The organism is Pseudomonas sp. ICBG1301 (assembly GCF_016918385.1).
Classification (GTDB): Bacteria; Pseudomonadota; Gammaproteobacteria; order Pseudomonadales; family Pseudomonadaceae; genus Aquipseudomonas; species Aquipseudomonas palleroniana.
In genome coordinates this window covers 66,489-80,584 of record NZ_JAEKGB010000011.1, presented here as the reverse complement: position 1 = coordinate 80,584, position 14,096 = coordinate 66,489, and the positions used below count along the sequence as shown (strand labels likewise).

At 65.4% G+C, this 14,096-nt stretch carries 1 protein-coding gene; it reads right to left on the bottom strand.

From position 1 onward, the window contains the following. Positions 1 to 2: 2 nt before the first annotated feature. Positions 3 to 14,039, bottom strand: coding sequence for a non-ribosomal peptide synthase/polyketide synthase (locus JBE38_RS23255; protein WP_205345218.1), 14,037 nt, complete (start codon positions 14,037 to 14,039; stop codon positions 3 to 5). Between the last annotated feature and the right edge of the window lie 57 nt (positions 14,040 to 14,096).

Sequence of the window (14,096 nt, the reverse complement as noted above, 5' to 3'; positions counted from 1 at the left end):
GTTCAAATCGCCTCTAGTTCGCTCAAAAAGTCACGTAGATCATCAAAATCTTCCGCGCTGCCGGCGCGGAAGGTGGCTGCAGCCTGCACGTAGCTGCGCAGCGATTCGGTCTGGAACAGTTCCACCAGCGGCACCTCCAGGCCCAGTTCGGCCTGGACCCGCGAGGTGATCTGGATCGCCAGCAAGGAGTGGCCGCCGACTTCGAAGAAGTTGTCGTTCAAGCCCACCTGCGGCAGGCGCAGTACCTCGGCCCAGATCGCGGCGATCTGTTGCTCCAGTTCGCTCTCAGGTGCCACGTACTGCTGTTGCAGCAGACTTGCGTCCGGCTCGGGCAGGCCCTTGCGGTCGAGCTTGCCGTTGGGCGTCAGCGGCATCTGGGCCAGGAACATGAAGTGCGCAGGCACCATGTAATCCGGCAGGCGGGCTTTCAGGGCGTGGCGCAAGGCGTCACGGAACTCGGCCTGATTGCTCAGGCCGGTATCGGCCGGCACGACGTACGCCACCAACTGCTTGCCGGTCGGGCCGTCCTGGGCCACCACCACGGTTTCACCCACGCTGTCCTGCTCACGCAGGCGCGCTTCGATTTCACCCAATTCGATGCGGAAACCACGGATCTTCACTTGATGGTCGACACGCCCCAGGTAATCCACCACGCCGTCCGGGCGCCCACGGGTCAAGTCGCCGCTGCGATACACGCGGCTGCCGGGCTTGCCGAACGGGTCCGGCACAAAACGCTCGGCGGTCAACGCCGGACGCTCCAGGTAACCCCGCGCCACGCCCTCGCCGCCCAGGTACAACTCACCGGCCACGCCGATGGGTTGCAGGTTCAACTGCGCATCGAGCACGTAGCCGCTGCGGTTGCCCAGCAGCGTGCCGATCGGCGCATACACCGCCCCGCACGGGTCGCCTTTGCGGGCTTTCCACAGCAGCGGCGTGACCACGGTTTCCGTCGGGCCGTAGCCATTGAACAGGTAGGTCGGGCGCAGTGCGCGCCAGGCCAGGTCATAGCTCGCCTGCGCCACCGCATCACCGCCGAAGCAATACACACGCACGGCCGGCGGGTTGCCGTCTCGTTCGGCATGCTCGGCCAGTTGTTGCAGGTACACCGGTGGGAATACCGCCATGGTCACCTTGTGACGGTGCATCTGCTCGTAGGTGTATTCCGGCAGCCACAGGCTGTCGTCGCGGATCAGCACGCTGGCGCCGTTGATCAGCGGGTGCATCCAGCCTTCGTGGGAGCCGTCGAAGGCGAAGGACATGAAGTGCAATTCGCAATCGGTCGGCCCGGTTTCATAGCGCTCGCCGGTGGCGATGATGTGCGCCACCAACGGCCCGTGGGACACCGCCACGCCCTTGGGCAGGCCGGTGGAGCCGGAGGTGTAGATCACGTAGGCCAGGTTGTCGCCGTATAGCGTCACTTGCGGCGCACTGTCGCTGTAATCTGCCCACACCGACACCTCATCGATTGCCAGGGCTTGCAAACCGTCGGGAATCGGCAACCGATGCTGCACCGCCGAATGGGTCAGCAACAGCTGGGAGCGGCTGTCCTGCATCATGTACAGCAGGCGATCGCGTGGGTACTCGATATCCAGCGGCACGTACACGCCGCCGGCCTTGAGCACCGCCAGGAATGCCACCATGATCTCGGCACTGCGCGGCATGGCAATGGCCACACGCACTTCAGGACCGACACCACGGGCGATCAGCGCATGGGCCAGGCGGTTGGCCTGGCGGTCGAGTTCGCCATAACTCAGGGTTTGCGTATCGAACTTCACTGCGACGGCGTTGGGGTTCTCCCGGGCGCGGTCGGCGAACAGTTCATGCACCAGGCGCTCGGCCGAGAAGCCGGAATCGGTGCAGTTCCAACGGCCGAGAATCTGCTGTTGCTCGGCAGCATCCAGCAACGGCAGTTGGCTGAGGGGTTGCGCAGGGTTGGCGACCATGCCTTGCAACAGGTTCTGCCAATGCCCGGCCATGCGTTCGATGGTGGCCGGGGCGAACAGGTCGGTGGCGTAACTCAGGGAGGCGCGCAGCGCCTGCTGGCTTTCTTCCACGTCCAGTGCCAGGTCGAACTGCGCGACGCTGTCCTCCCCGCTCAATACCTCGACGTGCAGGTCGACCAAGCGTTGCAAGTGGCTGTCCGCCGCAGTGACGCGGTGGTTGAACAGCACCTGGAACAACGGGCTCAGGCTGAGGCTACGCTCCGGTTGCAGCGCTTGCACCAGTTGTTCGAACGGCAGGTCCTGATGGGCCTGGGCCTGCAAGGAGCGTTGGCGTACCTGGGCGAGCAATTGCTCCACGCTCATCTGCCCATGGAGATCCGCCTTGAGCACCTGGGTGTTGACGAAGAAACCGATCAACCCCTCGGTTTCGAGGCGGTTGCGGTTGGCGATCGGCACCCCGACGCGCACATCTTCCTGGCCGCTGTAGCGGTGCAGCAGCGCCTGGTAGGACGCCAGCAGCACCATCGGCAACGTCACCCCGGTGTTGTGCGCCAGTTGGCGCAACCCGGCCAATAACTCGGGCGCCAGCTCGATACCCAAGCGTGCCCCGCGATGGCTGGGCAGCGCCGGGCGCAGGTGGTCGAACGGCAATTCCAGCACCGGCTGTTCACCGCCCAGTTGCTCGCGCCAGTAGGCCAGTTGACGCGCTTTCTCGCCGGCTTCCATCCATTGGCGTTGCCACACGGCATAGTCGGCATACTGGATCGGCAGCGCCGGCAGCTGCGGTTGTTCACCCTGGCTGAAGGCGGCGTAAGACTGCACCAGCTCCTCGACCATCAGTTGCATCGACCAACCATCGGAGACGATGTGATGCTGCACCAGCACCAGCACATGATCGTCCTCGGCCAGACGCAACAACGTCACCCGCAGTAGCGGCCCGCGCAGCAGGTCGAACGGCCGTGCAATCTCGTCCGCGACCCGCGCCTTGAGATCGGCGTATTCGGTGTCGGCCAGGGCGATATCGATCACGCCGGTCGCTTCAATGACCTGTACCGTACCGCCGGCGTCCTGACGCAAATGGGTGCGCAGGCTTTCGTGGCGGGCCAGCAAGCTGTCGAAGCTGCGTTGCAGTGCGTCCAGGTCCAGCGGGCCGTGCAGACGCAAAGCACTGGGGATGTGGTAAGCCGCACTGTGCGGGTCCAGTTGCCAGAGGAACCATTGGCGTTCCTGGGCATAGGACAGCGGCAACGGCTGCGTACGGTCGGCCTTGAGCAGCGCCGGTGCGGCGACGCCCTCCTCGCCCAGGGCACGTACGAAGTCACCCAGCAAGGGTTGTTCGAACAGGGTCTTGAGCGCCACTTCCAGGGCCAGTGCCTGACGCACGCGCGACACCACTCGCGTGGCCAGCAGCGAATGCCCGCCCAGTTCGAAGAAGTGATCCTCGAGGCCGACCTGCGGCACGTCCAGCACCTCGGCCCAGATCGCCGCAACCTGCTGCTCCCTTGGGCTGACCGGCGCCACGTAGATTTGGCGCGCCAGGCTCGCGTCCGGCTTGGGCAGCGCCTTGCGGTCGAGCTTGCCGTTGGGGGTCAACGGCAGGCTGTCGAGAAACAGCAGGTGCGCCGGCACCATGTAATCCGGCAAGCGCTCGCGCAGGGCGGCTTTGTACGCCTCCTGCGTATCGGGCGCCGCACTGACCAGATAAGCGATCAAGCGCTCGTTGTCGGCCAGCACCACGGCTTCACGCACACCCTGATGTTCGCGCAGGCAGGCTTCGATCTCGCCCAGTTCGATGCGAAAACCGCGCACCTTGACCTGATGGTCGACCCGGCCGATGTACTCCACTACGCCGTCGTCGCGGTAACGCGCCAGGTCGCCAGTGCGGTACAGGCGCTCGCCAGGGGCGCCGAAGGGGTTGGGCACGAAGCGTTCGGCGGTGAGTGCCGGCCGTGCGTGATAACCCCGCGCCAAGCCCACGCCGCCGATCAGCAACTCACCGGGGGCGCCCAACGGGCACGGGGTCATGCCGGCATTCAGGATGAACAGCGAGGTATTGGCGATCGGCCGTCCGACAAAAGGCTGCGCCTGAGACAGACGGTGGGCAGCCGACCAGATGGTGGTTTCCGTCGGACCATAGAGGTTCCAGACCGGCCCTTGCAGGTCGAGCAGGCGCTGGGCCAGGTCCGTCGGCAGCGCCTCGCCGCCACACAGGCATTGGATACCGCGCAACAGCTCGGCGCGTGGGCTGTCGAGCAGCATGCGCCAGGTGGACGGCGTGGCTTGCAGCACACTGGCCGATTGCTGGTGAGCCAGATCGAGAATGGCTTCCGGGTCGAGGGCCATTGCCTGGTCGCTCAACAGTACCGTGGCGCCGACCGTCAACGGTACGTACAGCTCCAGGGCGAAGATGTCGAACGAGAACGTGGTCAGCGACAGCACGCGCGCCTGCGCATCGATGTGCAGGGTGTCGGCCATGCCGCTGGTAAAGCTGCACAACGCCTGGTGCCGCACCATCACGCCCTTGGGCTTGCCCGTGGAGCCGGAGGTGTAGATCACGTAGGCCAGGTGCTCGGGCACAACCTCAACCTGCGGGTTGTGTTCAGCGCCGTCGGCGGCGTCCACCTGCAACACCCGCAGACCTTGCGGCTGCGCCAGTTGCCCGAGCAGGTGCGGCTGGGTCAACAGCACCCGGGCGCGGCTGTCTTCGAGCATGAAGGCCAGCCGGTCCGCCGGGAATTGCGGGTCCAGCGGCACGTAGGCGCCACCGGCCTTGAGCGTGGCCAGCAGGCTGACGATCATGTCGACCGAGCGTTCGACATGCACGGCCACCAGTACATCCGGACCGACGCCGGCGGCGATCAAACGGTGGGCCAGGCGATTGGCGCGTCGGTTGAGTTCGCCATAGCTCAGGGCCTGGTCATTGAATTGCAGCGCAACCGCGTGCGGCTGGGCCAGCGCTTGGGCTTCGAACAACTGATGCACGCAGCGCTCATGTGGGTAAGCGTGGTCGCTGCGGTTCCAGTCGCTGATCAGTTGCTGCGATTGCGCCGTGCTGAGCATCGGCAACTCATCCAGGGCCAGCGCCCCATCACGCACCACGGCACGCAGCAGGTTTTGCCAGTGCTCGGCCAAGCGTTCCATGGTCGCCGCCTCGAACAGGTCGGTGGCGTAGGTCAGCGAGGCCCACAAACCGTCGGCCGACGCTTCGGTTTCCAGGTTCAGGTCGAACTGGGTGGTGTGCGCCGCCCAGTCCACCGGCTGCAGGTCCAGGCCAGGCAACTGCAGCGGCGCCGGACGCAGGTTGTCCTGGTGGTTGAACATCACCTGGAACAGCGGGTTATGGCTCAGGCTGCGCTCCGGTTGCAGCGCCTCCACCAATTGTTCGAAGGGCAAGTCCTGGTGCGCCTGCGCCTCCAGGGCACGGCGCTTGACCTGGGCGAGCAACTGCTCGAAGGTCATGTGCCCGCTGAGGTCGGCTTGCAGCACTTGAGTGTTGACGAAGAAACCGATCAGCCGCTCGGTTTCCAGGCGGTTGCGGTTGGCGATCGGCACCCCGACGCGAATCTGCGACTGCCCGCTGTAGCGATGCAGCAAGGTCTGGAACGAAGCCAGCAGCAACATGAACAAGGTCACATCCTGGCGCTGGGCCAGGGCCTTGAGTTCGGCCAACAAGGCGCGGTCCAGTTCAATCGTGCAGCGTGCACCGCGATGGCTTTGCTGCGCCGGGCGCGGATGGTCCAGCGGCAATTCCAGTACCGTTTGTTCACTGCCCAGGCGCCCACGCCAGTAATCGAGCTGGCGCTGTTTTTCCCCGGCCGCCATCCAGTCGCGCTGCCACACGGCATAGTCGGCGTACTGGAGTGGCAACGCCGGCAGCGGAGCCTGGCCCTGATAGAGCGCCACCAGTTCGTCGATCATGACCTGCATCGACCAGCCGTCGGAAATGATGTGATGCTGGGTGATCACCAGCACGTGGTGCTCGGGCGCCACCACCAGCAGTTTGACGCGCATCAGCGGGCCGTTGCGCAGGTCGAACGGGCGCTGGATCTCTTGCGTTACGGCCTGCTCGACGCTGGAAGCGGCGATGGGTTCAAGCTCGATCAAAGTCGTCTGGCGCGGTTGAATCACCTGCCAGGTCTGCTCGCCCTGCTCCACAAAAGTGGTGCGCAGCGGCTCATGACGCTGCACCAGGGTTTGAAAGGCCAGCTCCAGCGCGGCAACGTCCAACGGGCCGCGCAGATGCAAGGCGCTCGGCACGTGATAAGCGGCGCTGGTAGGGTCCAGTTGCCAGAGGAACCATTGGCGTTCCTGGGCAAAGGACAACGGCAGCGGTTGATCGCGCTTCACCGCCACCAGCGGCGGCGCGGTGTCGGCTTGCAGCCCAGCGCAGGCGGCCGCGAAGGCTTGCAGGGTCGGCTGCTCGAACAGCGTGCGCAACGGCACTTCCAGCGAAAGGGCCTGGCGCACCCGCGAAATCACTTGGGTGGCCAGCAACGAATGGCCGCCGCGCTCGAAGAAATGGTCATCGAGCCCGACCTGCTCAACCTGCAACACGGCCTGCCAGATCGCCGCCAGTTGGATTTGCACGGCACTGTGAGGGGCGACGTAGGCGTGCTGCATCCGGTTCAGGTCCGGCAGCGGCAATGCGCGACGGTCGAGCTTGCCGTTGTTGTTCAACGGCAAGGCGTCCAGCACCTGCCAATGGGCCGGCACCATGTAGTCCGGCAGGGATTGGCGCAGCGTGCTCGCCAGTGCCTGGGTGTCCAGTGTCTGCTCGCGGGCGGCAACGATGTAGGCCACCAATTGCGCGCCGGTGGCGCTCGGCTGGGCGATCACCGCCGCTTCACGCACCTGGGGCAAGGCTTGCAGGCTGGCTTCGATTTCGCCGATTTCGATACGGAAACCGCGAATCTTCACTTGATGGTCGATGCGCCCGACATACTCCAGGGCGCCCGACGCGTTGTAACGGGCCAGGTCGCCACTGCGATAAAGTCGCGCACCGGGTACGGCAGAAAACGGGTCCGGCAGGAAACGTTCGGCAGTCAGCGCCGGGCGGTCGAAGTAACCCTGGGCCAGCCCGGCGTCGGCGCCGATGCACAGCTCGCCGACGCCGTCGGTGGCCAGCAACTCAAACGCGCTGTCGAGCACATACAGCGAGCGGCCTGCAATCGCCTGTCCAATCGGCACACCGAACACCTCGCCGGCATCGGCCAGTTGGCAGTCATGCACGCTGGACACCACGGTGGCTTCGGTCGGCCCGTAGGTATTGACCAGCCGCACGCCGCCCAACCCTGCCGCATGCCAGGCACGCAAGCCTTCCACCGACATGGCCTCACCGCCCACATGTACCTGGCGCAGGTTACCCAGTGGCTTGCGGTCGACGGCGCATTCCTTGGCCAGCAAGTACCAGTAGGCCGCCGGCAAGTCGGCCAGGGTCACGCCTTGCTCGACGATTTCCCGCGCCAGTTGCCCGGCATCCCACAGTTCATCGCCACGCATGATCAGCGCCGCACCGGCACACAGTGGCGGGTAGCACTGTTCGACGAAGCCGTCGAAACTGAACGTGGCAAATTGCAGTACACGATCCTCGGCGGTCAGCCGGCTGTAGCGTTCAGCGCTGTCGCAGAACTGGCCGAGGGCCGCGTGGTCGATGGCCACGCCCTTAGGCTGGCCGGTGGAGCCGGAGGTATAGATCACGTAGGTCAGGTCGGCCGCCGCTGCCCGATTGAGCGGGTTGCTGGCGGGGTGGCCGGCCGACTCGTCGCCGCTGGCGGTGAACGCCACGCGGGGCAGCCCCGGGGGTAGCGGCAGCTCGTTGAGCAACCCGGTTTCGCAGAGCAGCAGATCAAGGCGACTGTCAGCCAGCATGTAGGCCAGGCGCTCGGCCGGGTAGTTCGGGTCCAGGGGCACATAGGCCGCGCCGCTCTTGAGCACCGCCAGCAGGCTGACGATCAATTGCGGGCCGCGCCGTGCCGCCAACCCTACCCGCCGGCCCGGGCCTGCGCCCTGCTCCAGCAAATGGTGGGCGAGGCGGTTGGCGCGCGCGTTGAGTTGGGCATAGCTCAAACGCACATCACCGGCCTGCACCGCCAAGGCATCCGGGGTAGCCTGGGCCTGAGCGGCAATGCGCTCATGGACCCGCGTGTGCCGCTGGGCAGCGGCGGCGCACTGGCTGAGTGCAAGCACGTCGTGCTGCGCGCTGGCGTCCAGCAGTTGCAGGGTGCCGAGCGGCGCACGGGCGTCGGCGAGCATTTGCGTCAACAGGTGCTGCAGGTTGGCGCTCAACCCTGCGACTTGCGGCGCGCTGAAACGCGCGCAGTCGTAGCTGAACTCCAGGCGCAGGCTGTCGCCCAGCTCGATGCCCAGGGTCAGTGGGTAATGGGTGTGTTCATGGTTGTGCAACGGGCCGAAGCGCAGGCCGGCCGGTGCGCCCTGCTTCAAGGCCTCGGCCACCGGGAAGTTTTCAAACACCAGCAAGCTGTCGAACAGCGCAGCACCTGATTGACCGGCCCAGCCCTGGATGTCGTAAAGCGGCACGTGTTCGTGCTCGCGCAGGCTGAGGTTCAGGGCTTGCAGCTCGCCGAGCCAGTCGGCAACCGATTGCGCCGGTGCAGCCGCGCTGATGATCGGCAAGGTGTTGATGAACAGGCCCAGTTGCTGCTCGATCCCCGGCAACGGTGCCGAACGCCCGGCCACGGTGGCGCCGAAGGCCACGCACACCTGGCCGGTGTAGCGTTGCAACAAGAGGCTCCAGGCGCCTTGCAACAGCGTGTTGAGGGTAACTTTGTGTTGACGGGCATAGACCCCGAGACGTTGGGTGAACTCACTGCCAAGGGCCACGTGATGATCCGCCATGCCCACGCCATCGACCGGCGCACGCAGCGCGTCAGCCAACAAGGTCGGCGCTTGCAACGGCGCCAGGGCGGCTTTCCAGAACACTTCGCCCGACGCTTGCTGCTGCAGCCAGCCCAGGTAATCGCGGAACTGCCCCAACGGCGCCGGCAGCGCCTGGCCGGCGTAATGGGCGAGGACTTCACTGAGCAATTGGGCGTTGCTCCAGCCATCCATAAGGATGTGGTGACTGGTGAAAATCAGCTGCCAGGCCATACCTGCGCCGCGCACCAGCAGCAGGCGAAACAGCGGCGCGCTGCTCAGCTCGAAGCCGCGCTCGCGCTCAGCTGCGGCCAGCACCTCGCAGTCGGCGCTTACGTCTTCAATCACCTGCAATTGCAGGTCGACTTGACGCTGAATCACCTGGTGGGCGCTGTCCAGGCCCTGCCAATGGAAGCTGCTGCGCAGGATGTCGTGACGGTCCAGCACTGCCTGCCAGGCGCGGCCGAACCTGGGCAGATCCAGACCTTCGATGTCCAGGCGCAGCTGGTTGATGTAAGCCTGCCCCTCGGGCGCGTACAAGGTGTGGAACAGCATGCCCTGCTGCATGGGCGACAGCGGATACAGATCGGCGATGGCCGGCCCGGCGACCGGCAGCGCGTCCAGTTGCGCCTGGGTCAAGCGTGCCAACGGGAAGTCCGACGGCGTGACCTGCCCTGCCGGCGTGGCGCAGCAGTGCTCGATCAAGCCCTTGAGTTCAGCGGCGTACTCGTCCGCCAGGCGCTGGATGGTCGAGGCCTGGAACATGTCGCGGCTGAAGCCCCATTGCAACGCCAGCTCGCCGCCATACACCTGCCCTTCCACCGTCAGCCAGTTGGCCAGCGGCGCTTCGGGGTCCTGCGCCTGGCCACTGGTCTGGCTGGCCGGCACCCACAGCGTCGAGTCATCGAACTGGCGATCGAACTGCCCCAGATAGTTGAAGGTGATACGCGGCGCAGCGGCGCCGGCCAGGACCTCGCGCACCTCAGGGGCGCCCAGGTAGCGCAGCAGGCCGTAGCCCAAGCCCTTGTCGGGTACGGCGCGCAGCTGTTCCTTGACCGATTTGATCGCACTCGCCAGCTCACCCTCAGCCTGCAAACGCACGGGGAACAGGCTGGTGAACCAACCCACGGTGCGCGTCAGGTCGATATCGTCGAACAGGTCTTCACGCCCATGCCCCTCCAACTGGATCAACGCAGCGGGCTGGCCGCTCCAACGCCCGACCACGCGGGCCAGTGCGGTCAGCAGCAGGTCATTGACCTGGGTGCGATACGCCGCAGGCGCCTCTTGCAGCAGTTGGCGGGTATGTTCGGCATCCAGGCGGATTTCAATCTTGCTGCCCAGGCGATTTTGCAGGCCACCGTGGGGGTTGTCGCAGGGCAGTTCGGCGTCGACGGCCTGCGCCTGCCAGTACGGCAGTTGCGCATTGAGGCGTTGGGCATGAGCCTGCGACTGCCGAGCCCACTGCTGGAAAGCGCTGGTCTTGGCCGGCAGCGGTGCTGCGCGGTAAGCCTGTTGCAGGTCTTCCAGCAGAATGCGCCACGACACGCCATCCACCACCAGGTGATGCACCACCACCAGCAGGCGCTGGCTGCCATCGCCCATATTGACCAGGGCGGCGCGCAACAGCGGCCCCTGGCCCAGGTCGAGACTGCGCTGGGCTTCATCGCACAAGGCGGCCAGTTGAGTGTCGTCGCTGGCCTGGGACTGCCACAACGCGGCGTCGCTGACCGGCGCGGCGTAGGCTTGCCGCCAGCCATCGGCATGCTGCACAAAACGCAGGCGCAGCGCGTCGTGATGGTTGATCAACTGGACCAGCGCCGCCTCCAGGCGCCCAGGCTCCAGCCGTTCACGCGGGGTCAGCAGCAACGACTGGTTCCAGTGGTGGCGCGCCGGGATCGCCTGCTCGAAAAAGCTCTGCTGCACCGGCGTCAGGACCACCTCGCCCGTGACCGGCCCCTGGTCGATCACGCTGGCTTGCTCAAAGCTTGCCACCAAGGCCAGGCTGCGCACGCTCTGATACTGGAACAAGTCCCGCGGGCTGAGGCGAATGCCTGCCTGGCGTGCACGGCTGACCACCTGGATGGAGATGATCGAATCGCCGCCCAGTTCGAAGAAGTTGTCGTCCAGGCCGACCTGTTCCAGGCCCAGCACGTCGCTCCAGATCGCCGCCAGGGCTTTTTGCAGCGCGCTTTCAGGCGCGATGAATGCCTGTTGCGGCGCGGCATCCGGCAGCGGCAAGGCTTTGCGATCCAGCTTGCCGTTAGCAGTCACCGGCAGTTTGGCCAGCACCATCAGGTGCGTCGGCACCATGTATTCCGGCAGGCTGCCGAGCAGCCACGCCTTGAGGTCGGCGGGCTCGGCGCTTTCCAGCACCAGGTAGCCGACCAACTGCTTGCCGCCCTGCACCAGCACCACGGCTTCGCGGACCGTGGGGTGCTGCATCAGGCGGGCCTCGATTTCGCCCAGTTCAATGCGCAAACCGCGCAGTTTCACCTGATGATCGAGGCGGCCGAGGTATTCGATCACGCCGTCGGCACGCTGGCACACACGGTCGCCAGTGCGATACAAGCGCTCGCCGCGCAGGAACGGGCTCGGCACAAAGCGCTCGGCCGTCAGCGCCGGGCGCCGATGGTAACTGCGCGCCAGGCCGGTGCCGCCCAGGTACAGCTCCCCCGCAACGCCGGCGGGCACCGGGTTGAGCTGGGCATCGAGCACGTAAGTGGCCAGGTTGGCGATCGGACGGCCGATCGGCACGCTGTCGGCGCCTTCTTCGACGCAGGTCCAATGGGTCACGTCGATGGCCGCTTCGGTCGGGCCATAGAGGTTGTACAACCCCGCCCCCGGCAACTTGGCGAACACTTGCGATTGCGCGTCCAGGGGCAAGGCTTCACCGCTGCACACAATGCGCTTGAGGCCCGTGCAGGCGTGCACGCCCGGCTCGTGGATGAACGCCTGGAGCATCGAGGGCACGAAGTGCAAGGTGGTGATGGCGAACCGGCCGATGGTTTCGATCAGCCGCGCCGGCTCACGGTGTTCACCTGGCGCTGCGACCACCAGGCGTGCGCCGGTCATCAGCGGCCAGAAGAACTCCCACACCGAGACGTCGAAGCTGAACGGGGTTTTCTGCAGGACCGCGTCGCCCTCATCCAGGCCATAGGCGTGCTGCATCCAGCACAAGCGATTGACCAGCGCACGATGGCTGTTGCCGGCGCCCTTGGGTTTGCCGGTGGAACCGGAGGTATAGATCACGTAGGCCAGGTTCAACGCCTGGAGATCCACGGCCAGCGATTCGCGACTGTAGCCGTCGAGCCAGCCTGCGGCCTGGTCCAGGGCAATCACCGGGACACCGGCGGCGGGCAACATCGGCAGCAGGTGTTGCTGGCTGAGCAGCAGTGCGATGCCACTGTCTTCGATCATGTAGGCCAGGCGGTCCTGCGGGTATTCGGGGTCCAGCGGCACGTAGGCGCCCCCGGCCTTGAGGATCGCCAGCAACCCCACCACCATTTCGATGGAACGTTCGACGCAGATGCCGACCAGCACGTCCGGACCGACGCCCTGCTCGCGCAGGGCATGAGCCAACGAGTTGGCACGGGCATCCAGCTCGGCGTAGCTCAAAGTGCTGGTACCAAACTGCAACGCCGGTGCGTGCGGCGTGCGCTGCACCTGGTCCTCGATCAACTGATGGATGCCGCGTTCGGTCGGGTAGGTCTCGGCGGTCTGGTTCCATGCGTTCACCAGCACATGCTGCTCGTCGGCGGCCAGCATCGGCAGCTCGCCGATGCGTTGCTCGCCATCGGCAACCATGGCCTGCAGCAGGCTGATCCAGTGGCGCGCCATGCGCTCGATGGACGGCGCGTCGAACAGGTCGTTAGCGTAGGTCAGTGCGGCATGCAGGGTGCCGGACTTTTCAAAGGTGTCGAGGGTCAGGTCAAACTGGGTGGTACGCCCTTGCCATTCCACCAGCGCCAGTTCCAGGCCCGATGCGGTGCTGACGGCGGCGATATCCGCCACCAGCGGCTGGTGGTTGTACATGACTTGGAACAGCGGCGTATGGCTGAGGCTGCGCTCGACTTTCAGCGCTTCCACCAGGCGCTCGAACGGCAATTCCTGATGGGCCTGGGCCTCCAGGGCGTGCTCCTTGATGCCTTGCAGCAACTCGGCAACGCGGGTTTGCCCGGTGAGTTCGGTGCGCAGCACCTGGGTGTTGACGAAGAAACCGATCAGCCCTTCGACTTCGGTGCGGTTGCGATTGGCGATCGGCACGCCGACGCGAATATCGCCCTGCCCGGTGTAGCGATGCAGCAGCACGTTGAACGCGCCGAGCAGCAGCATGAACAGGGTGACGTTATGGGTTTGCGCGCAACTGCGCAGTTGCGCGGCCAGTGCCGGGTCAATCGCGAAGTTATGGCGGGTGCCCTGATAGCTGGGCATCGCCGGGCGTGGGCGGTCGGTCGGCAACTCCAGCACCGGATGCTCATCGCCCAGACGCGCCTGCCAGTATTCCAACTGACGCGCCTGCTCCCCCGCTTCCAGCCACCGGCGCTGCCACAGGGCGTAGTCACTGTATTGGATCGGCAGCGCCGGTAGTTGGGGCTGCTCATTGCGCTCATGGGCGTCGTAGCAGCGGATAAATTCGTCGATCAGCACGTTCATCGACCAACCGTCGGAGACGATGTGATGCAGGGTCAGCAGCAGGACATGCTCCTGTTCATCAAGCTTGAGCAGTTGCACGCGCAGCAGCGGGCCGTTCTCCAGGTCGAACGCCAGCAGCGATTGCCGGGTTGCCGCGTCGTTGACGGCCGGCTCGCGCGCATCAGCCGGCAATGTGCTGAGATCCACCTGCTCGATGACCAGCGACGGCACTTTGGCGACTTGCGCCAGGCGATCGTCCGCCTGGCGCTGGAACACCGTGCGCAAGGTTTCATGGCGCGCCACCAGGCTGGCGAAGGCTTGCTCCATCGCCGGCACATTCAGCGCACCCTTTAGCCGTACGGCACCGGGCAGGTTGTAGGCACCGCTTGCCGGGTCCAATTGCCAAAGAAACCACATGCGCTGCTGGGCGTAGGACAGCGCCTGGCGATCCTCCACTTCCACTCCTGCCGGAATCGGAAACCGGGAAAAATCCACGCCTTCTTTCTGCAGGGCCTGCAGGAACAATTGGCGTTTTTCCAGGGGCAGTCCGATAAACCGGCGAGCAAGTTTCAAGGAGTCTTCAGCATTCATTTCTTGGGGTCCGGAGCAATAGGCGGGAAGCACAAAGGCACGTCGTCCCTATAAAAC